The sequence below is a fragment of the Sinomonas sp. genome, assembly GCF_051955515.1.
Classification (GTDB): Bacteria; Actinomycetota; Actinomycetes; order Actinomycetales; family Micrococcaceae; genus Sinomonas.
Map to the genome: position 1 here is coordinate 1 of NZ_JBQCGQ010000299.1, position 19,919 is coordinate 19,919.

At 69.2% G+C, this 19,919-nt stretch carries 21 protein-coding genes and 2 pseudogenes; 11 read left to right on the top strand and 12 right to left on the bottom strand.

The genetic code is table 11. The annotated features are described in order from the left end of the window. Nucleotides 1-199: 199 nt before the first annotated feature. From ACTHL9_RS17855 to ACTHL9_RS17870, 4 genes and pseudogenes are all read right to left on the bottom strand, one after another. Nucleotides 200-958, bottom strand: a complete 759-nt coding sequence (locus tag ACTHL9_RS17855) for an SDR family NAD(P)-dependent oxidoreductase (RefSeq protein ID WP_440520613.1) — start codon at nt 956-958, stop codon at nt 200-202. A 132-nt stretch (nt 959-1,090) separates the two neighbouring features. Then, nucleotides 1,091-3,425, bottom strand: a pseudogene (locus ACTHL9_RS17860) (glycoside hydrolase family 65 protein). Between the two features lie 63 nt (nt 3,426-3,488). Further along, nucleotides 3,489-4,220, bottom strand: a complete 732-nt coding sequence (locus ACTHL9_RS17865) for an HAD family hydrolase (protein WP_440520614.1) — start codon at nt 4,218-4,220, stop codon at nt 3,489-3,491. A gap of 321 nt (nt 4,221-4,541) precedes the next feature. Further along, nucleotides 4,542-5,423, bottom strand: a complete 882-nt coding sequence (locus ACTHL9_RS17870; RefSeq protein WP_440520615.1) for an HAD-IIA family hydrolase — start codon at nt 5,421-5,423, stop codon at nt 4,542-4,544. Nucleotides 5,424-5,533: 110 nt separating this feature from the next. Between ACTHL9_RS17870 and ACTHL9_RS17875 the strand changes: the two genes are divergently transcribed. From ACTHL9_RS17875 to ACTHL9_RS17900, 6 genes are read left to right on the top strand one after another with little or no spacing between them, the layout of a single operon-like run. Beyond that, entirely contained in the window at nt 5,534-5,941 is a 408-nt protein-coding gene (locus ACTHL9_RS17875) for a TOBE domain-containing protein (protein WP_440520616.1), read from the top strand. Next, nucleotides 5,938-6,723: a molybdate ABC transporter substrate-binding protein gene (modA, locus tag ACTHL9_RS17880; protein WP_440520617.1), complete on the top strand. Its 786-nt coding sequence runs from the start codon at nt 5,938-5,940 to the stop codon at nt 6,721-6,723. The genes ACTHL9_RS17875 and modA overlap by 4 nt, the downstream gene beginning before the upstream one ends. Continuing rightward, a complete protein-coding gene (locus ACTHL9_RS17885) occupies nt 6,701-7,519 on the top strand; it encodes an ABC transporter permease (RefSeq protein WP_440520618.1) in 819 nt (272 codons plus the stop codon). The genes modA and ACTHL9_RS17885 overlap by 23 nt, the downstream gene beginning before the upstream one ends. Then, nucleotides 7,516-8,589, top strand: coding sequence for a sulfate/molybdate ABC transporter ATP-binding protein (locus ACTHL9_RS17890; protein ID WP_440520619.1), 1,074 nt, complete (start codon nt 7,516-7,518; stop codon nt 8,587-8,589). Before ACTHL9_RS17885 ends, ACTHL9_RS17890 begins: the two co-directional genes overlap by 4 nt. A gap of 9 nt (nt 8,590-8,598) precedes the next feature. Next, entirely contained in the window at nt 8,599-8,931 is a 333-nt protein-coding gene (locus ACTHL9_RS17895; protein ID WP_440520620.1) for a YnfA family protein, read from the top strand. A gap of 18 nt (nt 8,932-8,949) precedes the next feature. Then, entirely contained in the window at nt 8,950-9,591 is a 642-nt protein-coding gene (locus ACTHL9_RS17900; protein WP_440520621.1) for a TrmH family RNA methyltransferase, read from the top strand. 12 nt (nt 9,592-9,603) lie between these two features. Here the strand turns inward: ACTHL9_RS17900 and ACTHL9_RS17905 are convergent, their stop codons facing one another. Next, nucleotides 9,604-9,972, bottom strand: coding sequence for a hypothetical protein (locus ACTHL9_RS17905; RefSeq protein ID WP_440520622.1), 369 nt, complete (start codon nt 9,970-9,972; stop codon nt 9,604-9,606). 85 nt (nt 9,973-10,057) lie between these two features. On the opposite strand from ACTHL9_RS17905, the gene ACTHL9_RS17910 reads away from it, so the two are divergent. Then, nucleotides 10,058-10,594 carry an SRPBCC family protein gene (locus ACTHL9_RS17910; protein ID WP_440520623.1) on the top strand — a complete coding sequence of 179 codons (537 nt, stop codon included), beginning with the start codon at nt 10,058-10,060 and terminating at the stop codon, nt 10,592-10,594. Here the strand turns inward: ACTHL9_RS17910 and ACTHL9_RS17915 are convergent. Further along, complete coding sequence (locus ACTHL9_RS17915; protein WP_440520624.1) at nt 10,591-11,016, bottom strand: DUF302 domain-containing protein; 426 nt, start codon at nt 11,014-11,016, stop codon at nt 10,591-10,593. The two genes, ACTHL9_RS17910 and ACTHL9_RS17915, sit on opposite strands and share 4 nt — an antisense overlap. Before the next feature lie 80 nt (nt 11,017-11,096). Beyond that, nucleotides 11,097-12,290, bottom strand: a complete 1,194-nt coding sequence (locus tag ACTHL9_RS17920) for a TerC family protein (RefSeq protein WP_440520625.1) — start codon at nt 12,288-12,290, stop codon at nt 11,097-11,099. Between the two features lie 303 nt (nt 12,291-12,593). Between ACTHL9_RS17920 and ACTHL9_RS17925 the strand changes: the two genes are divergently transcribed. The 3 genes from ACTHL9_RS17925 (at nt 12,594) to ACTHL9_RS17935 (ending at nt 16,170) form a co-directional block, all read left to right on the top strand. Next, the gene (locus ACTHL9_RS17925; protein WP_440520626.1) at nt 12,594-14,573 is read left to right on the top strand and encodes a S53 family peptidase; all 1,980 of its coding nucleotides are present in this window, start codon (nt 12,594-12,596) and stop codon (nt 14,571-14,573) included. 155 nt (nt 14,574-14,728) lie between these two features. After that, complete coding sequence (gene fbaA, locus ACTHL9_RS17930; RefSeq protein ID WP_440520627.1) at nt 14,729-15,751, top strand: class II fructose-bisphosphate aldolase; 1,023 nt, start codon at nt 14,729-14,731, stop codon at nt 15,749-15,751. After that, nucleotides 15,748-16,170: a DUF3151 domain-containing protein gene (locus ACTHL9_RS17935; protein WP_440520628.1), complete on the top strand. Its 423-nt coding sequence runs from the start codon at nt 15,748-15,750 to the stop codon at nt 16,168-16,170. Before fbaA ends, ACTHL9_RS17935 begins: the two co-directional genes overlap by 4 nt. Nucleotides 16,171-16,292: 122 nt before the next feature. On the opposite strand, the gene ACTHL9_RS17940 is transcribed toward ACTHL9_RS17935, so the two are convergent. Further along, entirely contained in the window at nt 16,293-17,012 is a 720-nt protein-coding gene (locus ACTHL9_RS17940) for a FadR/GntR family transcriptional regulator (RefSeq protein WP_440520629.1), read from the bottom strand. 114 nt (nt 17,013-17,126) lie between these two features. Here ACTHL9_RS17940 and ACTHL9_RS17945 point away from each other — a divergent pair, with 114 nt between their 5' ends. Continuing rightward, nucleotides 17,127-17,624, top strand: coding sequence for a gluconokinase (locus ACTHL9_RS17945; RefSeq protein ID WP_440520632.1), 498 nt, complete (start codon nt 17,127-17,129; stop codon nt 17,622-17,624). Nucleotides 17,625-17,689: 65 nt separating this feature from the next. Here the strand turns inward: ACTHL9_RS17945 and ACTHL9_RS17950 are convergent, their stop codons facing one another. The 4 genes and pseudogenes from ACTHL9_RS17950 to ACTHL9_RS17965 all read right to left on the bottom strand — a co-directional run. Next, a complete protein-coding gene (locus ACTHL9_RS17950) occupies nt 17,690-18,010 on the bottom strand; it encodes an oxidoreductase C-terminal domain-containing protein (protein ID WP_440520633.1) in 321 nt (106 codons plus the stop codon). A gap of 30 nt (nt 18,011-18,040) precedes the next feature. After that, nucleotides 18,041-18,919: pseudogene (locus ACTHL9_RS17955) on the bottom strand (NAD(P)/FAD-dependent oxidoreductase); the annotation flags it as partial. Further along, a complete protein-coding gene (locus ACTHL9_RS17960; protein WP_440520630.1) occupies nt 18,919-19,290 on the bottom strand; it encodes a non-heme iron oxygenase ferredoxin subunit in 372 nt (123 codons plus the stop codon). The gene ACTHL9_RS17960 and the pseudogene ACTHL9_RS17955, both read right to left, overlap by 1 nt. Then, nucleotides 19,287-19,919: GvpL/GvpF family gas vesicle protein (locus tag ACTHL9_RS17965; RefSeq protein ID WP_440520631.1), on the bottom strand; the 633-nt coding region annotated here is incomplete at its 5' end. The genes ACTHL9_RS17960 and ACTHL9_RS17965, both read right to left, overlap by 4 nt.

Genomic DNA, 19,919 nt, shown 5'->3' on the forward strand with positions numbered 1-19,919 from the left:
AGGCCGGACGCGGACACGGCGGGGGGGCGCGCCCGCCGGGGGGGCGGGGGGCGGGGGGGGGGGGGGGGGGGGGGGGGGGGGGGGGCCGGCCCCCCCCCCCCCCCCGGCGCGGCGGGCCCCCCCCCCGCGCCCGCGCGGGGCGCCCCCCCCCCCACAACGGGGTGTGCGACAGGAGGTGCCGTGCGACGCGAAGGTGCGATCAGACGGCCGTGTAGCCGCCGTCGATCAGGTAGTAGCCGCCGGTGATGAACGACGCGTCGTCGGAAAGCAGGAAGGCCACCACGCGGGCCACCTCTTCCGGCTCGCCCAGACGCCCGAGCGCGTGCTTGCTCTCGAGTGCCTTGAGCACGTCCTCGCTCAGGCTCTTCTTCACGAGCGGCGTGTTGATGTAGCCCGGGCCGACCGCGTTGATGCGCAGCCCTTGGGCTCCATACTCCGCAGCGGCGTTCTTCGTGATGCCCACCACGCCGTGCTTGGCAGCCGTATAGGCGCCGTTGAGCGGAGCCGCGACCGTGCCGTGGATCGACGCCATGTTGACGATCGCGCTACCCTCAGCCCCCGCCTTCAGCATCTCGGGGAGCTGGTAGCGCATGCCATAGAGCACGCCGTTGAGGTTGATGTCGATGACGCGGTCCCAGTCCTCGAGATCCGTCTCGCCGGCGGGTGCCTGCTTGCCGCCGATGCCCGCGTTGTTGACCGCGTAGTGGAGGGCGCCGTACTTCTCGACCGCGAAGCGCACGACCTTCTCGGAATCGTCCTTGTTCGAGGTGTCCTGCTGCACGGCGGAGGCGGTGCCGCCGTCGTCCGTGATCTCCCGCGCGACCCGCTCGGCGGCCTCGAGGTTGATGTCTGTGAGGACCACGCTGGCACCCCTGCGCGCGAGCTCCTTGCCGATCGCCTCACCGATTCCGGATCCGCCGCCGGTGACGAGCGCGACCTTGCCAGTGAACTGAGCCATGGAGCTTCCTTTCTCTTGTGCTGACATCTAGTGCAGCGATAGATGAAGCTTCAACATTCCGCGATGCGGTGTCTGCTTCCCCACGCTACGCCGTGAGCAGAGAGACAGGGCAGGCTCCAAGGAGCCCGGTGGTCAGGACAGCGACGAGAGCGCGCTCAGCCCCGCGGTCGGGAACGGGCGCGGGAAGATGCTCGGCACGGGGGCGGGCAGCGCGTCGAGATTGACGACGGCGGTCTCGGCTCCCACAGCGACGATGCCTCCGCGGACGCTCACCTCGAGCGGATCCCCGGACTCCACCGCGAGGGCGAGCACGTCCGACGTGAGACGCACGCGCAGGATCCGCCCCTGCAGCTGGAGCCGGAACTCGAGATGGTCCCAGCACTCGGGGAGCCGCGGGTCGAAGTACGGCAGCGCGCCCTGGTCGCGGAAGCCCGCGAAGCCGTTCACGAGCGCGGCCCAGACGCCGCCCGCCGAGGCGGTGTGGACGCCGTCGATCGTGTTGTGGTGCAGATCGTCGAGGTCGATGAACGCGGCGGTGCTGAAGTGCCGCACGGCCTCCTCGGTGTACCCGACCTCGGCGGCCATGATCCCCTGGACGCAGGCCGAGAGGGTCGAGTCGCCAGTGGTGATGGGGTCGTAGAAGTCGAAGGCGCGCTGCTTGTCCTCTGCCGTGAAGTCCTGCCATTGCAGCAGCATCGCGAGCACGGCGTCCGCCTGCTTGAGAACCTGGTGGCGGTAGATGACGAGCGGGTGGAAGTGCAGGAGCAGGGGGTACTTCGAGCGCGGCGTCTCCCAGTCCCACGCCTCGAGCGTCATGAAGTCGGCGTCCTGGGCATGGACCTGCATGTCCGGGTCGTACGGCAGGGCCATGCGCTCGGCGATGTGAGACCACATGAGGCGCTCGGAGTCGGCGATGTCGGGGTGATCCAGCGAGGCCGCGGCGCGCAGATTGAAGCGCGCCATGACGTTGGTGTACAGGTTGTCGTTCACCACAGCGGTGTACTCGTCCGGCCCGGTCACGCCATGGATGTGGAACTGCCCGTTCTTGCCGAAGAAGCCGAGCGAGGCCCACATACGGGCGGTCTGGATGAGCAGCTCTGCTCCGGCCCCGGCGAGGAACTCGCTGTCCCCGCTGGCCCACGCGTAGCGGGCCGCGGCGTAGGCGATGGCGGCGTTGATGTGGAACTGGGCAGTGCCGGCCGCGTAGTAGGCGCTCGCCTCCTGGCCGTTGATCGTGCGCCAGGGGAAGAGGACGCCGTCGACATTCAGCTCCGACGCGCGCGCGGCGGCAGCGGGGATCATCTCGTGCCGGAACTGCAGGACCTTCCGGGCCGCCTCGGGGGGCGGTGTAGGTCAGGTAGGGGAGGACGTAGATCTCCTGATCCCAGAAGTAGTGGCCCTCGTAGCCCGAGCCCGTCACACCCTTCGCCGGGATCCCCGCGACGCCAGCCTGAGCCGTGGCCTGCGCGAGCTGGAACAGGTTCCAGCGGACAGCCTGCTGGAGGTCGGCAGGGCCGCCGATGGTGATGTCAGCGGTCGCCCAGTAGCGCTCGTAGTGGGCGGCGCTTTCGGCGAGCAGCTCGTCGAAGCCGCGCAGTTCGGCGGTCGCGCGCTCGACCAGCTCGCCGCCGTCGCCCGCGCCCACCGCATAGGCGACGCGCTTCTCGAGGCGGAAGGTCTCGCCGGGGTCGATCGGCAGCACGTAGCGGACGGCGCTGCGGTCCGCATCCGGCTCCGTGGAGAAGGGAGGCATGGGGCTGTTCGTCACATGGTCGGCCGCCAGCGCGACACTTTGTCGCGAGGTCATGGTGGTCCAGGCGAGGCGCAGGCTTCCGTTCGTGCCCTCGGCGAGGGCGGGCTCGAGCACCCGGCCGGCGTGACGGCCCGCGCGGCGGGGGTCGTGCTCCGAGTGGTCGTCCCGCGGCTGGTCCTGGCGATTGACGACGACGGAGGAGACATCCGCGACGATCCTGCGGTCCGCGCTGATCTCGAGCTCGACCCCCATGCTTGAGCGCGAGGCGGCCCCGACGACCCGGCGCTCGCGGGTCGTCACGACCGCCCCCGACGTGCACTGCCACACGATCGTGCACTCGTAGACGCCGGTCGCGAAGTCCAGCCGACGGCGGAAGTCCAGCACCTCGGAACCGGCCAAGGTGAGCTGCTCACCGTCGACCCTCACGAGCGTCTCGTGTGCATCCGGGACATAGAGGATGCGCTGGCCCTGCTTCGCGAAGCCGTACGCGTTCTCGGCGTGCCGGATGTCGAAGGTCTCGTGGTAGCCGTTGATGAAGGCGCCGGGGAGGGCAGCGTCTGCCTCCGCGGCGTGGGCGCCCCGGAGGCCGAGGTGGCCGTTGCCGAGGCTGAAGAGCGTCTCAAGCGTGCCTTCGGTGCCCGGGGCGTGGCTCGCCTCGACCAGCGCCCACTCGTCGAGGGGGAAGCGGTGACGGTCTGCGGTGACAAGAGTCATGGAGGTGCCGTTCTTACAAGAAGGGGGATCAAGCAGGGGTTTGGGTGCGGCTCGGGTTCGGCCTTAGAGCAGCTCGGCGAGATCGTCGACGACGTGCGTTGCGCCCGCCGCGCGGAGCACCTCGGCCCCAGCGCCGCGATCCACGGCGACGACGGCGCGGAACTCGCCGCCCGCTCCCGCCTGGACGCCCGAAACGGCGTCCTCGACCACGACGCAGGCGCCCCGCGGCACGCCCAGAAGCTCGGCCGCCCGGACGAAGGTCGCCGGATGCGGCTTGCCGGGCAAACCCTCGCGAGCCGCGACCACGCCGTCCACCACCACGGGGAAGGCGTCCGCGAGGCCTGCCGCGCGCAGGACCGCCGGGGCGTTGCGGGACGACGAGACGACGGCGAGCTTCACGCCGCGCTCCCGGGCCGCCTCCACCAGGCGGGCCGATCCCGGGTAGGGGGCAACGCCGTCGTTCTCGATGATCTCGTTGAAGATCCGGTTCTTGCGGTTGCCCAGGCCTTGAACCGTCTCGTGCTCGGGGGCATCATCGATCGGCCCCTCGGGGAGCGTGATGCCGCGGGAGGCGAGGAAGTCGCGGACGCCGTCGAAGCGGGGCTTGCCGTCGATGTGGTCGAAGTAGTCGGCGTCCGTGTACGCCGGCCCCTTCCCGACGGACGCGAGGTACTCGTCGAAGAGCTGGCGCCAAGCGAGCTCGTGCACGACGGCGGTGGGGGTCAGCACGCCGTCGAGGTCGAAGAGCAGCGCTTCGGTCCCCGTCCAGAGGTCCAGCTGGGTCTGGGAGAGCATCGGTATGGCCTCCGTGGTCTATGCGGTGAGCGGGCCGGGTCCACGGCGGCATGGCCCAGCCGAGGTACCGTCCCGTCGCTGGGCTCGCGGGCGCCCCCGCCCGGCGCCCGCACGAGTCTATGCAGGTGGTGTAAGCGTTTGCAACACGCGCGAGCTATGCAAGTTTCCTTCGCCGAGGTCGGGTGGTGTGGTGCCGAGGTCGGGTGGTGTGGTGCTGAGGTCGGGTGCGGGCGAACGACGACGGCGCAACTCGCCTGGATGGGGACCCGACCTCGGGCGCACGCGCCCCGATCTGGGCGGTGGGGGGCCCGACCTCGGCGGTCAGAGCTGCTGCAGCAGGTCCTGAACCGAGTTGAGCACCTGGTTGGGGCGGAAGGGATACGTTGGGATGTCGGCCTGCTGCGTGATGCCGGAGAGGACCAGCACGGTATGGAGCCCCGCCTCCATGCCGGCGACGATGTCGGTGTCCATGCGGTCGCCGATCATCGCCGTTGTCTCGGAGTGGGCGTCGATCTGGTTCATCGCGGACCTGAACATCATCGGATTGGGTTTTCCGATGGTGTAGGGTTCGCGGCCGGTCGCCTTCGTGATGAGCGCGGCGATCGCCCCGGTCGCGGGAAGGACGCCCTCTTTCGAGGGGCCCGTCGCGTCCGGATTCGTGGCGATGAAGCGGGCGCCGTCGACGATCAGGCGGATCGCGGTGGTGATCGCGTTGAACGAATAGGTCCGGGTCTCGCCGAGCACCACGTAGTCGGGGTCCTGATCGGTGAGGATCATGCCAGCCTCGTGGAGCGCCGTCGTCAGCCCAGCCTCGCCGATGCAGTAGACGCGGGCGCCGGGCATCTGGTCCTTGATGAAGACGGCGGTCGCGAGCGCCGAGGTCCAGATGTTCTCCTCCGGGATCGACAGCCCGGAAGAGCGGAGGCGAGCCGCGAGGTCGCGCGGGGTGAAGATCGAGTTGTTCGTGAGGACGAGGAAGCGGCGGGACGTGTCGACCCATCGTTGGATGAGTTCCGGGGCGCCGGGGATGGGGTGGTTCTCGTGCACGAGCACGCCGTCCATGTCCGTCAGCCAGCACTCGATCTCCTGGCCGCTGCGGTACACGACGCGCTGCTGGGCTGGCGTTGGCGAAGGCACAGTGTCCCGATCCGGGGGCGTGGAGAGGTCCTCGTGTTCTGCCGTGGTGGCAGTGGAGTCAGCCATACGCGCTAGTCTTCCACCTCGCTCGGGCCCTGAGGCAATGACCTTCCCCACATCCTCAGATGCGTTCATCAAAAGCGAAGAGACCCGCAATTGCGGAATATACTTCCGTCATGCCTCTTATCCGCATCGCGGAGGCCGCGAGCCTCCTCGGCGTCAGCGACGACACCGTGAGGCGCTGGGTCGATTCCGGAGCGCTCAGTGCCACGAAGGACGCCGCGGGACGCGCCGCGATCGACGGCGCCGAACTCGCCGAGCACGCGCGCCGGCTGGCGAACGCGCCCAAGGACGCGAGCGGCGTCGCCCGGTCGGCGCGGAACAACTTCGTGGGCCTGGTGACCAACGTGATTCAGGACAAGGTCATGGCTCAGGTCGAGCTGCAGTGCGGCCCTTACCGCGTGGTCTCGCTCATGAGCTCGGAGGCTGTGCGCGACCTCGGCCTCGAGCCCGGAACGGTCGCAACCGCGGTCGTGAAGGCAACGACCGTGATCGTCGAGACTCCTGGAGGGAAGGCCTCGTGAAACGCTTCTTCTCGGTGGTGGCCACCGCCGTCGTCGCCGCTGGGCTGCTCAGCGGATGCGCGGGGATGCCGCCGGAGGCCAACGCGACCGGTGGCGGCTCCTCGGGCGCGGCGAGCCTCACAGTCTTCGCGGCAGCCTCTCTGAAGTCGACCTTCACGGAACTCGGCCACGAGTTCGAAGCCGCCCACGCGGGCGCGAAAGTCACCTTCAGCTTCGGCGGATCGTCGGACCTCGTGGCCCAGCTGCAGAATGGCGCCCCTGCGGACGTGTTCGCTTCAGCCGACGAGGCCAACATGACCAAGGCGACCACCGCGGGCCTCACCGCGGGCGCCCCTCGGATCTTCGCCACCAACGTGCTCGAGATCGCCGTCCCGAAGGGCAACCGCGCCGGAATCCACTCGTTCCAGGACCTCGCGAAGTCGGGCACGCGGCTCGTGGTCTGCGCGCAGCAGGTCCCGTGCGGGAGCGCCGCGCAGAAGGCGGCGCAGGCCGCTGGGGTCACGCTCAAGCCGGTGAGCGAGGAGCAGTCGGTCACAGACGTGCTCGGCAAGGTGATCTCCGGTGACGCGGACGCTGGGCTCGTCTACGTGACCGACGTCAAGGCCGCTGGGGGAAAAGTAGACGGCGTGAGTTTCAGCGAGTCCTCGGCCGCGGTGAACCGCTACCCCATCGCGGCGCTCAAGGGATCGAAGGATTCGGCACTCGCGCAGGAGTTCGTCGACTTCGTCCGCGGCGATCAAGGGCGGAAAGTGCTCGGCGATGCAGGCTTCGGCGCGCCGTAGCTCCCGCGGCTATACGGGCATCCCGCGCTGGGTCTACGCGCCAGCAGCAGTGGGCCTGCTGTTCGTGGTCGTCCCGTTCATCGGGATTCTGGCGCGCGTCGACTGGGCGCACTTCGTGCCGCTCATCACGTCGGAGTCGTCGCTCGCGGCGCTCCGGCTGAGCCTCGTGACGGCGCTGGCAAGCACGGTGGCGTGTGTCCTGGTCGGAGTGCCCATGGCGCTCGTGCTCGCAAGAGGACCGCTCCGAGGGAGGCGATGGCTCCGCGGGCTCGTGCTGCTGCCGCTCGTGCTGCCGCCCGTCGTCGGCGGTCTCGCGCTGCTGTACACGTTTGGGAGGCTGGGCTTCGTGGGGCGATGGCTCGAGGTGGCTGGCGTCCAGATCGCCTTCACAACCACCGCAGTCGTCATGGCCCAGACCTTCGTGTCCCTGCCCTTCCTCGTCGTGAGCCTTGAGGGTGCGCTGCGCACGGCGGGCGGCCGCTACGAGGCGGTCGCCGCGACGCTGGGCGCGGCCCCGACCCACGTGTTCCGACGCGTCACCCTCCCCCTGGTCATCCCGGGCCTCGCCTCGGGGCTCGTGCTCTCGTTCGCCCGCAGCCTCGGCGAGTTCGGCGCCACACTCACCTTCGCAGGCAGCCTTCAAGGCGTGACGCGGACTCTGCCGCTTGAGGTGTACCTCCAGCGCGAGGTCGACCCGGACGCAGCTGTCGCCCTCGCGCTCGTGCTCGTGGTCATCGCGGGAGCCGTGGTCGGGATCGCCTACGGGCGGCGCGCGGCCGGAGCGGCGGCGCTGTGACCTTCAGCCTGAGGGCCATCCTGCGGGAACGCGGCCTTGATGTGGAGCTCGACGTACAGGACGGCGAGACGCTCGCCGTCCTCGGGCCGAACGGTGCAGGCAAGTCCACGCTGTTCGGGCTCGCCGCGGGGCTGCTGCGACCCGACGAGGGCCGTGCCGAGCTCGACGGCCGCGTCCTGTTCGACACCGGCAACGGAGCGTGGATTCCCCCGCACGCGCGGGGAGTGGCGCTCCTGGCCCAGGATCCCCTGCTCTTCCCGCACCTCACCGTGCTCGAGAACGTCGCCTTCGGGCCGCGCGCGGCCGGGGCCTCGCGCCGCGCAGCGCAGGCCGCCGCGGAACGCTGGCTCGCCGAGGTCGACGCCGTCGCGCTCGCTGACCGCCGCCCTGCCCAGCTTTCGGGCGGGCAGGCGCAGCGCATCGCCGTCGCCCGCGCCCTCGCCACCGAACCCCGGCTCCTCCTGCTGGACGAACCGTTCGCCGCGCTCGACGTCGCCGCCGCCCCCGCGCTGCGCCGCCTCCTTCGGCGGGTGCTCGCCGGCCGGACCGCCGTCGTCATCACCCACGAGGTGCTCGACGCGCACCTCCTCGCCGACCGCGTCGTGGTCCTGGAGCGCGGCACGGTTGCCGAGCAGGGGCCGACGGCGGCGCTCCTCGAGCGCCCGCGCAGCCACTTTGCGGCGGGGCTGGCGGGGCTCAATTTCGTGCAGGGGAGGACGACGGCAGAGGGTCGCCTCGCCGTGGACGGGCTGGGCGAGGTATCGGGAACCCCGGCCGACGACGGCGAGTCTCCCGCCCGGGGCGGCGACGGCGTCGCGGTCTTCCGCCCCGCGGACGTGGCCCTCTTCCGTCCGGAGAGCGTGCCGCACGGTTCGCCCCGCAATGCGTGGCGCGCCGCCGTCGAGGAGCTGGAACCGAGGGGACCGCAGGTTCGGGTGCATTCCGCTGCGGGCGGGACGCGCGTCGTCGCGGACCTCACCGCCGCGGCGGCCGCCGACCTCGATCTCGCGCCGGGCACCGCCGTCGTCCTCGTGGTGAAAGCCGCCGCGGTGAGTGTCTACCCGGCGTAGGGTGACGTCGTGTCGCTTCTTCGGTCGATCCTGCTGTTCGTGCTCGCTGCTGTGTTCGAGATCGGCGGGGCGTGGCTCGTCTGGCAGGGCATTCGGGAGCAGCGCGGGTGGGTCTGGGTCGGCGTCGGCGTCATTGCCCTGGGCCTCTACGGCTTTGTGGCGACGCTCCAGCCGGACGCGCACTTCGGCCGGATTCTCGCCGCGTACGGCGGCGTGTTCGTGGTCGGTTCGCTCGCCTGGGGCATGGCGTTCGACGGGTACCGGCCCGACCGCTACGACATCATCGGCGCCGTCGTCTGCCTCGTGGGCATGGCCGTGATCATGTACGCGCCGCGGTCGTGACATGAATAGGCTTGACCGGTGACCGAAGAGGGCGAAGAGCGCGAGATCGAGGTCGGCGTCGGCCCGTGGGAGGGGCCGTGGCCCGAGGGCGACCACTGGGATCCCGAGCTCCTCGCCAACGGCGACCGCCGCAACGTCCTGGACCGCTATCGGTACTGGAAGCACGACGCCATCGTCGCCGAACTCGATACTCGCCGCCATGAGTTCCACGTGGCAATCGAGAACTGGCAGCACGACCTCAACATCGGAACGGTGGTGCGCACCGCGAACGCGTTCCTCGCCAAGGAGGTCCACATCATCGGACGACGGCGGTGGAATCGTCGCGGGGCCATGGTCACCGACCGCTACCAGCACATCCGGCATCATCCGACCGTCGAGGACTTCGTGGAGTGGGCTCGCTCTGAAGAACTGGCGATCCTCGGGGTCGACATCTTCCCCGACTCCGTGCCGCTCGAGACCTATGACCTGCCTCGGCGCTGCGTCCTGGTCTTCGGCCAAGAGGGGCCCGGGCTGACGCCGGAGGTGCACAACGCCGCCGAGGCCACGCTGTCCATCGAGCAGTTCGGCTCGACTCGGTCGATCAACGCCGCCTCGGCCGCGGCTATCGCGATGCATGCGTGGATCCGGCGCCACGTGTTCGGGCAGGCGCCCTCGCAGTGAGCTGGTGCTCGGTCAGCGCGCCCGGAAGGCCGGGCGGAAGCGCAGGGCCGACCACACGTCGTCGAGAGAGACTTGCCGGACGGGGTCGATCCCGCGCGCTATGAGCTCCTTGGCGAGGAGGTCACGGTTGAGGTCGGTGCCCAGCTTCTTCGCTTTCGGGTACGCGACCCACGCCAAACGATCGGCGATCGCTGCGTCGATGCCAGGCTGCGCTGCCGATTCGATCTCGGAGCGATCCTTCACGAACACGATCGTCACGTCCGCCGTGCCTGGATGGTCGGAAACGGTGAAGGGCCCCTCGATTGTCGGGCCGTCGGCAGGGGAGTTCACCACCGCAACGGTCGACTCGGGCTTGATCTGCAGCTTCTCCCAGAGTTCCACCCCACTAGTATCTTCCGCCCGCCGTCCTGTCCGGTTGAAGGGCCAGCCGTACAGTGGAGGAACGAGAGGCGCGGAAGGGAAGCCCATGGCCAGCACCGATTACTCGTTTGTAACGTTCTGGAGGGTTGCGGGCACTCGGGAGGAAGTGATCTCGGTCCTCGGACCCGTCGAGGAACTGCCTCGCTGGTGGCCAGCGGTGTACCTCGACGTCCGGACGTTGAACCCTGGGGGACCCGACGGGAAGGGGAGGCGCGCCGCGCTCTACACCAAAGGCTGGCTTCCGTATACGCTCCGCTGGACGCTCGAGGTCACGCAGTCCATCACCCCCGAAGGCTTCACCATCTCGGCCATCGGCGACCTCAACGGCAACGGCAGATGGACGTTGACTCAAGACGGGCCCGAGACGGTGATCCGCTACGACTGGAACGTAACCGTCGGCAAGCCGCTCCTCAAGCGGCTCAGCTGGCTGTTCAAGCCGGTCTTCGCGGCGAACCACCGCTGGGCCATGGCCCGCGGGCAGGAGAGCCTGGCCCTTGAGCTGCGCCGTCGAAGGGCTGCGGACCCGGAGGCCAGGGCGGCAGTTCCCGCGCCGCCGGGAAAGACGTTCCGGAGAACGCGCTAGGCAGCCGGCTGCGTTGCGGCGGCGACGGAGGCAAGCGTGGCCTTGATCCGTGCGCTCGCGTCGTCTGCCACGGCTTTGACCTGAGGGCTGTCGCTCAGCTGGACAAGCGTGAGGGGATCGACGGCATCGATGGTCGTCTGTTCGTCGTCGGGTCCGCGACGCACGACGACGTTGCACGGCAGCAGCGCGCCGAGTTGCGGTTCCGCGGTGAGGGCGCGGCGGGCAAGCCCGGGATTCCACGCCCCGAGGATGACGTAGTCGCCGAGGGTGCCAGCCGCTTCGAGGCCCAGCTTGGCCGCAAAGGTGGCACGGATGTCGCTCTCCGAAAGGATCCCGAAGCCCTGTCCGGCCAAGGCGGCGCGCACACGCTCCATCGTCTCGGCGAAGGACAGCGGCACGAGGAGGGACAGCGTGTACGGCATGGTCGGTTTCCTTCCGGGGGCGCCTTGACCTTTCAGAGTGTCAGGCGCCCCCGGAGACGGCTAGGGCCGTAAGCCCCGGATCAGGTCGCGCTGCCCAGGTACTCGGCGTGGCGTGCGTGAGCCTGCTCGACCTTCGCCCGAATAGCGTCGACGTCCTTCGCCTTGTCCCGGTACTTCTTGTCCATCGCGCGGATCGCGTCCTCTTCGTCGAGCAGGTTCTGGTAGATTCGCTCGCGCTCAGCCGGATCTGCGGTGTACTCGAGGTCGAGGTAGCTCTCGGCATGCCGGCGGGCGTTGTTGATGGCCGTCTGTGCCTTGCCGGCGGGGCTCACGAGCGAGGCCACGATGGTAATGGCCAGGACGCCGATGATGACCACGAGGGACAGGCCGGTCGTGACTTCGAAGACTTCGACGTGCTGGCCCCCGTTGATGAACGGCAGCGTGTTCTGGTGAAGGGCATGCAGCACGAGCTTGGCCCCGATGAACGCGAGAATGGCGGCGAGGCCGAAGGAGAGGTAGATGAGGCGGTCGAGCAGGCCGTCGAGCAGGAAGAACAGCTGCCGCAGGCCCATGAGGGAGAACGCGGTCGCCGTGAACACCACGTAGGCGTTCTGGGTGAGGCCGAAGATCGCGGGGATGGAGTCGAGCGCGAAGAGGATGTCCGTCCCGCCGATCGCCACCATGACGAGCAGCATCGGAGTGAGGACCCGCTTGCCGTTCTCGATGGTGAAGAGCTTGTCGCCGTCGTAGTGGGGAGAGGTCCGGAACATCTTCTTGGCCAGCCGGACGATGATGTTGTCCGCCTCGTCCTGATCATGGCTCTCGGGCTTGAGCAGGTGCCCGGCCGTCATGAGGAGGATGGCGCCGAAGACGTAGAAGATCCACGCGAAGCTGTTGATGAGGGCCACGCCCAGGAAGATGAACACGGTCCGGGCAATGAGCGCGAAGACGATGCCGAAGAGCAGCACCTTCTGCTGATCCTCCCGCGGGACCCGGAAGCTCGCGAGGATCACGAGGAACACGAAGAGGTTGTCGACCGAGAGGGCCTTCTCTGTGATGAAGCCGGCGAAGTACTGGCTCCCCATCTCAGTTCCGCCGACCATGAGGACGACGATGCCGAACACTACCGCGGCACCGACATAGATGGCGGACCAGATCGATGCCTCACGCAGCGTGGGGGCGTGAGGCTTGCGGATGTGGAAGAAGTAGTCGAAGGCCAGAAGGCCCACGATCACGATGATCGTGACGGTCCAGACGAGGGGAGAGACGGACATTCAAGTCCCTTTCGCAAGGTAGGCGTGATCCCCACAAGTCTTTCCACCCGCTGATCGGCTCGATCGCCTTTAGACAGGCCGCCGCACCCGGCCGGGCTCCCGCGCCCGACGTGTTGACGTGTACGGCGCTTGGGATACTCCCCTGCGCATCACCAGCGTACAGGGGTCGCCCCGGGAGTGGCCAATCACAGCTGGCTTTCAGAATTCACGGGTAACTCCCAGCTTCTCGACAGTTCTGTCATGAACATTTCAGGACTAGTCTCGCTGCAGTCGAGGCAGCCCGTGCTTCGAAGGAGAGGGAATATGGGCAATCATCTGGGTTCTCGTCGGCATTCACTGCGCGCTGCTGCGGCCGCCGCCGCCCTCGCCTGCGTCGCAGGACTGGGCACCGCCGCGGTCGCCGTTGCCGCCCCGCCCAGCCCTCCGCCGTCGAAATCCACCGCCTATCCCGGCTCGGTCCCACCGTGGGCCGGATCCCGTGCGAAGACCGGCATCCCCCTCAGCAACACCACGATCGAGGGCGAGATCTACCTCGGCCTCCGCGACGAGGCGGGGGCGAAGGCGTTGGCTACGGCGGTCTCGACGCCCGGGAGCGCGCAGTACGGCCAGTTCCTCAGCTTCGCCCAGTGGAAGTCCCGCTTCGCGCCGGCCCAGGCGGACACCGATGCGGTCGTCAACTGGCTCAAGGCCCAGGGCATGGTCATCACAGGCGTCCCTGACAGCGGCCAGTACGTAGTGTTCCGTGGCACGGTGAGCCAGTTCAACAGCGCTTTCCAGGTTGCCGAGCAGACGTACTCCTTCGAGGGCCAGAGCCTCATCGGGCCGGACCGCTCCCCGACGCTACCGGGCGACATTGCGGCCTCCGTTTCGGCGGTGAGCATCGACCAGGGCCGCATGCTCACCCGGCCGGACAACGTCGTCGACGGCGGCGACGCGCAGCCGGCAGCGAAGACGGCCCCGCCGCCCGTCGCGACGCCGTGCTCCCAATACTGGGACCAGAAGGAAGTCACGGTTCCGCCCACCGAGACCGGGGCAACCTCGGTCCCGACGGTCCTCTGCGGGTACACGCCAGGCCAGATTCAGGCCGCGTACGGCCTCGGCGACGGCGTCGCCATGAACACGACGGCGGGCAGCGGCCAGACCGTTGCCATCATCGACGCGTATGCCGCGCCGACCATGGCGCAGGATGCGAACCACTACGCGTCGCTCCACGGCCTCCCGGCCCTGAGCTCCACCTCGTACCGCGAGCTCCTGCCCCCCGTCTACTACGACCAGGCCCTCTGCGGCCAGCCGAGCGGCTGGCAGGGCGAAGAGGCTCTTGACGTCGAAGCCGTCCACAGCACGGCTCCCGGCGCCAATATCCTCTATGCGGGCGGCTCCAACTGCGGCGCGGGCCTCGACCTCGCAATGTCGAAGGTCCTCGACGGCCAGCTCGCGACGGTCGTGAGCAACAGCTACGGGTACGTCGGGGAGGCAGTTCCCTCGGACGTGCTCCTCGGCCAGCAGAACAACCATCTGCAGGCCGCCGTGGAGGGAATCGGCCTCTACTTCTCGAGCGGTGACAGCGGTGATGAGAAGGCCGCGCTCGGCTACACCTCGCCCGATTTCCCGGCGAGCTCTCCCTTCGTGACCTCGGTGGGCGGCACGAGCCTCGCGCTCGGAGCGTCCAACAACTACCTCTGGGAGACCGCATGGGGCACCACGCGTCAGGAGATCGTGACCCAGCGTGACGGGTCGCTCGCCTACGCGGGACCGCTTCCCGGCGTCTTCCAGTACGGCGCAGGCGGCGGCCGCAGCGCCGCCTTCGGCCAGCCGGCGTACCAGGCAGCCCTCGTCCCGCAGGGTCTCGCCAACGGAAAGCGGGTCTCGCCCGACGTCTCGGCACTCGCCGACGTCTGGACGGGCTTCAAGATCGGCTACAGCCCGATCACGAATGACCACTCTTTGAACTCCGGCTCCTACAGCGAGCTCCGCATCGGCGGCACCTCGCTCGCGTGCCCGCTCACCGCGGGCCTCATGGCGAGCGCCCAAGCGGCGGCCGGCAAGCGGATCGGCTTCGCGAACCCGGCGGTGTACCAAGCGGCGGCCACCCCGACGGCTGCCCTGCGCGACGTCACCAGCCCCGCCCACGCGATCAACCTCGCCCGCGCCTACCCCGGCCAGACCTTCGTGGCGACGCTCGGCCTCGACACCTCGCTGGTGGCGACGTCCGGCTATGACGACGTCACCGGCGTCGGGAGCATGACCGAGGCCTTCGCGCAGCAGGTGGCGGCCCAGCATTAAACAGGCGCTACAGATGCCGACGACGGCGGGAGGCTCCCGCCGTCGTCGTCATCTGTTGGGCGGGGAAGCCCGGCGCGACGCCGATCGCTAGGATGTGAAGTGGCCAGCACACCGCCGCGCAGTTATGCCGCACGGACCTGAATCGAGGAGATTCCATGCCTATCGCCACCCCTGAGAAGTACGTCGAGATGATCGATGCCGCCAAGAACGGCGGCTACGCGTTCCCGGCGGTCAACGTCACCTCGTCCCAGACGCTCAACGCGGCGATCCGCGGGTTCGCGGAGGCCGGTTCCGACGGGATCATCCAGGTCTCCACCGGTGGCGCCGCCTACTGGTCCGGCGCGTCGGTCAAGGACATGGTCGCCGGCTCGCTCGGCTTCGCCGCGTTTGCGCGCGAGGTCGCGAAGAACTACGACGTCAACATCGCCCTCCATACCGACCACTGCCCGAAGGACAAGCTGGACGGCTTCGTCCTGCCCCTCCTCGCGGCGTCGGAGGCCGAGGTCAAGGCCGGCCGGGACCCGCTGTTCAACTCGCACATGTGGGACGGCTCGGCAGAGACGCTTGAGGAGAACCTCCGCATCGCGAAGGACCTCCTCGCCCGGACGTCCGCGGCCAAGATGATCCTCGAGGTCGAGATCGGCGCGGTCGGAGGCGAGGAGGACGGCGTCGAGAACGCCATCAACGAGAAGCTGTACTCGAGCGTGTCCGACGGCCTCGCGACCGTCGAGGCCCTCGGCGCCGGCGAGAACGGCCGGTACATCACCGCCCTCACGTTCGGCAACGTCCACGGCGTCTACAAGCCGGGCAACGTCAAGCTCCGCCCCGAGATCCTCAAGGAGATCCAGGCCGAGGTCGGCGCGAAGATCGGCAGGGACCAGCCATTCGACCTCGTGTTCCACGGCGGCTCGGGCTCGAGTGAGCAGGAGATCGCGGACGCCGTGTCCTTCGGCGTCATCAAGATGAACATCGACACCGACACCCAGTACGCGTTCACGCGTCCGGTGGCCGGCCACATGTTCAAGAACTACGACGGCGTCCTCAAGGTCGACGGTGAGGTCGGCAACAAGAAGACCTACGACCCGCGCGTGTGGGGCGCTTCGGCCGAGGCCGGCATGGCGGCCCGCGTTGTGGAGGCGGCGCAGCAGCTTGGTTCCGAGGGCAAGTCGATCAAGTGAGCGACGAATTCCGCACCAACCTCCTTGGCCCCGAGCCCACGCGGCTCCCGGCCGAGACGGAGGTGTACCAGGGCCTCGCGACGGGGCACTCCCCGCGTGCCCTCGTCGTGAAGCACCCGGAGTCCTCCCTGCTCTGGGCCCTGCTTTCCGAGGAGGCCTGGGCCGCGGGCGAGACCGTCGAGTCGTACGCTTTCGCCCGCGTGGGGTACCACCGCGGGCTGGACGCCCTGCGCCGCAACGGCTGGCGCGGGGCCGGCCCCGTGCCGTGGGAGCATGAGCCGAACCAGGGTTTCCTGCGCGCGCTGTACGACCTCGGCCGCGCAGCCGCAGCCATCGGCGAGGAAGGCGAGCCCGAGCGGATCTCAACGTTCCTCAACGAGTCGGACCCGGCCGCGAAGGCGGCGATCGAGGCCCTCTGACCTCTTCTTTCGTTTCGGGTACAGATAATTCGCCTCAGAGCCGTTTCGGGTACGACGGCGGAGGGCGCCTTTTGAGCGGGGGCACCCTCCGTCGTCGTGCTCACTGATTCTGCGAGCCAGCATCACCTGAGATTGAGTGCGCCCCGGACCTCGTGGAGGATCTCGCGGGCGGAGGCCTCGGCGCCGTTCGCATCGCCGCGAGCGATGGCCGCAGCCGCACGCTCGTGGGCGTCCAGCGCCTCGTCTCGCGGGTGGAAGGGCATGCGTCCTTGCCGGGTACGGCTCGTGAGGACCTCGGCCACCATTCCTTCAAGGGCGGCGAACATCTCATTGCCGCTGCTGCTCAGGATGAGCCGATGGAAGGCAATGTCGGCGTCGAGGAAGGCGTCCAGGTCACCGGCCTCGCCAAGGCGTCGGAGATCGGCGGCGAGCCGGGTGAGCTCAAGGCGCTGGTTCCCGCTCGCCCGGCGGGCCGCGCCGGCGGCAGCGAGAGGTTCGACGGCGATGCGCAGCTCGGTGAGCGAAGCGTACTGCTCGTCGCGGCGTGGGGACGTGAGACGCCAGCGGACGAGCTGGGGGTCGTAGACGTTCCAGTGGGCTGGGTCCTGGACCACGATGCCAACCCGACGGCGCGACGTCACGAGGTTCATCGTCTCCAGCACGCGCATCGTGTCCCGGGCAACAGTGCGCGAGACGCCGAATTCGCGCTGGAGCTCGTCGAGAGTGAGGCGATGACCGGGCTCGTACCGCCCCGAAACGATGGCTTCGCCCACTGCGTCGAGCATCCGCCGGTGGAGGCCGCCGCCGCCCGGCTCTCCCTTGTCGTTCTGTTGCGCCATCATGACAAAAAGTATGACCTATCACACGCAATGGTGCTATCTTTGAGGGAGTGCTTCTCACGAAGCCAATGACGTCTTCTGCGGAGGTAGCAAGTGGAATCCCTGCATGTCGTGGTCATGGGCGTTGCCGGAGCTGGCAAAACGACCGTGTCCGCCGCACTCGCCGAACGGCTCGGCTGGACGCTCGCCGAGGCCGACGAGTTCCATTCCCAGTCGAACATCGACAAGATGGCGAGCGGCAGCCCCCTCACCGACGACGACCGCTGGCCCTGGCTCGCCAGCATCCGCGACTGGATGAGCGCGCAGGCCGCCGCCGGCCGGAGCACGGTGCTCACCTGCTCGGCGCTCAAACGGAGCTATCGCGATCTGCTCGCCCACGCCGACGGTCGCGTCGTCTTCGCTCACCTCGACGGCACCCCCGAACTTCTCGCCGAGCGCATGGCTTCGCGCTCGGGGCACTTCATGCCGACCGGCCTGCTGCCCAGCCAGCTCGCCACACTCGAGCCGCTGACCGAGGAGGAGCTTTCCCGCGGTCATCTTCGGCTCGATATTTCCCAGACGCCCGAGGGCATTGTCGACTCGATCGTGGAGGGACTGCACCTGACGGCTGCGTGACGTAGAGGTGGCCACGCGTGGGGGCAGAGGTGGCCACGCGTGGGGGCAGAGGTGGCCAGGCGTTGCTAGCGGGCGAGCTTCCGCGGGTCGACGGATGGGTCCGCGAGGGCGTCGGCGTCGGGCAAGAGGCCGCGGTCGATGATGCGGCGCGCGGCCCGAACCATGAGCGGGAGGTCGACGACGGCGCATCCGAGGAGACGCCCATCGGCGGCGAGGAGGAACGCGGCTTGAGGGACGCCGTCGGGAGTGCCGTCGGCGGTGCGCACGACTGTGCGACTGCCAGGCGCTTGCCGGCCGTCGAGCGTCCCGACGGCCTCGACGTGCACCCCGTGCCGATCCGACCAGAACCACGGCGCACCGAACGCGGGCGGCGTCTCCCCGAGGATTCCGGCGGCGGCGGCCTGACCTGATCTGACGGCGGCTTCCCAGTGCTCCGAGCGCCGGGCGAGAGTCCCGTCCGGGCGCCGGAGGCGCGTTGCGTCCCCGGCGGCGAAAACGCCCGGATTCGAGGTGGCGCCGGCAGCGTCGACGAGGATCCCGTCGTCGACCGCAAGCCCGGAGTCCTCGGCCAGTGAGGTCTCGGGTACCACGCCGATCCCGGCCACGACCAGGTCGGCCTGCACCGCGGAACCGTCGGCGAGCCGCATGAGCCGGGTTCCGCCGTCGTGCGTGATTTAGACGGGGATCGACACCGAAGTCCGCACGCCCCGCTCCGCGTGCATCCCCTGCAGCCGCTCGGCGAGGGCGCGACCCACAGCGGGGACCAGGGGCGGAACCACGGGATCGATGAGCGTCGCGTCCGCGCCGAGGACGACGGCGGCCGAGGCCACCTCCGAGCCAATGAGCCCAGCGCCGACGACGGCGACCCTCGCCCCAGGCGCGAGAGCGGCGCGGAGCGCGTCGGCATCGGCGCGAGTTCGGAGGGTCAGTACGGCCTCGCCGCCCGGAATGCCGAGGCGACGCGGCGTGCTGCCGGTGGCGAGGAGGACCCGGTCGGCCCCAAGAAACCGGCCGCTCAAGAGCTCAACGGCCCCCTCGGCAGGGCGTAAGGCAGAAACCCGCTCGGGCACGAGCCCCACACCGTGCTCTTCGTACCAGGCCTCCGGAACGAGGCGGATCTTCTGGGCGTCCTCAGTGCCGAGGAGGTAGCCCTTGCTGAGCGGGGGGCGGTCGTAGGGGAGGCCTTCTGGGGAGAGGAGCGTGAGCTCGCCGTCGTACCCGCGCTCGCGCAGCTCGCGCACGGCGCTGAATCCCGCGACCCCGCCGCCCACCACGAGGATGCGGCGGAGTGGCATCAGCCGGCCGACGGACCGCTGTGCCGGACGGCCTTCTCAGCGTCGAGGCCCGGGTAGAGGACGATCCTGCCGTCCTCGACCTCGACCCTGTGGGTGCGGGCATCCTCGGTGGCGGGCAGGCCGAGGACCTTGCCGGAGCGCAGGTCGAAGCTCGAGGAATGCAGCGGGCACTCGACCGTGTCGCCCTCGATCCAGCCCTCCGCGAGGGAGGCCTCCTCGTGCGTGCAGATGTCGTTGAGCGCGAAGAAACAGCCGGTCTCGGTGTGGAAGACGGCGATCGGCTCCTCGAACCCCGATTCCTCGGGCTCCACGATCCGCGCGGTGCCCTCCTCGATTTCGTCCGGGCTGCCGACGTCGATTCCGTCACTCATGCAGTCCACTCTACCGACGGCGAGTGGGGCACGTCGGCGAAGGAAAAGGGCGGCCAAGGCCCGAGGAAGGTCACTCGTGCGGCAGGCTCCTCAAGCTCGATGTCCCCGAGTTCCGCGCCGATGCCGGGGATGTCCTGTTCGCGCGCGAGCACCGCGACGTTGAGCACGGTCACGCACCCGGCCGGCGGATGGCCGCGGACGTTCTCGGCGAGGTCGGTGGAGAGCGCGGCGAGCCGACGCCGGAACTCCGGGTACAGCCGGTCCGCGAGCCGTTCGGCCGCCCCCTCGCGGAGGGCCGTGAGGCGGCGCTGCAGGAGCCGCTGGACGCCAGGCGGGCGTTCCCCGAGTTCGGCCTCGAGAGCGCGGGCGTCCTCGTTCTGTTCCGCCGCCACCTGCTCGTCGAGCGAGATCTCCACCCGAAGCTCCACGAGCCCCGCGAGCGAAGCAAGCCGCTCGGTGAGGACGTGGGCCGTGTCGGCCAGCCACGCGACGAGCCTTTCTTCGGCTGTCTCATTCGGCCCGGGCGCCACGATGACATTGAACCCCATCGGGAGCACGCTGTGCCGGTGGTCCCAGCACCGCTCCACCACGTCTCCGTGTTCGAGCACGCGGCGCTGGGCCTCCTCGTC

Excerpts from the sequence above, each read along its gene's own strand:
- fbaA (WP_440520627.1), top strand. The coding sequence starts at position 14,729 with ATGCCTATCGCCACCCCTGAGAAGTACGTCGAGATGATCGATGCCGCC.
- ACTHL9_RS17870 (WP_440520615.1), bottom strand. The coding sequence starts at position 5,423 with ATGGCTGACTCCACTGCCACCACGGCAGAACACGAGGACCTCTCCACG.
- ACTHL9_RS17875 (WP_440520616.1), top strand. The coding sequence starts at position 5,534 with ATGCCTCTTATCCGCATCGCGGAGGCCGCGAGCCTCCTCGGCGTCAGC.
- ACTHL9_RS17960 (WP_440520630.1), bottom strand. The coding sequence starts at position 19,290 with ATGAGTGACGGAATCGACGTCGGCAGCCCGGACGAAATCGAGGAGGGC.
- ACTHL9_RS17910 (WP_440520623.1), top strand. The coding sequence starts at position 10,058 with ATGGCCAGCACCGATTACTCGTTTGTAACGTTCTGGAGGGTTGCGGGC.
- ACTHL9_RS17920 (WP_440520625.1), bottom strand. The coding sequence starts at position 12,290 with ATGTCCGTCTCTCCCCTCGTCTGGACCGTCACGATCATCGTGATCGTG.
- ACTHL9_RS17865 (WP_440520614.1), bottom strand. The coding sequence starts at position 4,220 with ATGCTCTCCCAGACCCAGCTGGACCTCTGGACGGGGACCGAAGCGCTG.
- ACTHL9_RS17885 (WP_440520618.1), top strand. The coding sequence starts at position 6,701 with ATGCAGGCTTCGGCGCGCCGTAGCTCCCGCGGCTATACGGGCATCCCG.
- ACTHL9_RS17940 (WP_440520629.1), bottom strand. The coding sequence starts at position 17,012 with ATGATGGCGCAACAGAACGACAAGGGAGAGCCGGGCGGCGGCGGCCTC.
- ACTHL9_RS17925 (WP_440520626.1), top strand. The coding sequence starts at position 12,594 with ATGGGCAATCATCTGGGTTCTCGTCGGCATTCACTGCGCGCTGCTGCG.
- ACTHL9_RS17945 (WP_440520632.1), top strand. The coding sequence starts at position 17,127 with ATGGGCGTTGCCGGAGCTGGCAAAACGACCGTGTCCGCCGCACTCGCC.
- ACTHL9_RS17915 (WP_440520624.1), bottom strand. The coding sequence starts at position 11,016 with ATGCCGTACACGCTGTCCCTCCTCGTGCCGCTGTCCTTCGCCGAGACG.
- ACTHL9_RS17855 (WP_440520613.1), bottom strand. The coding sequence starts at position 958 with ATGGCTCAGTTCACTGGCAAGGTCGCGCTCGTCACCGGCGGCGGATCC.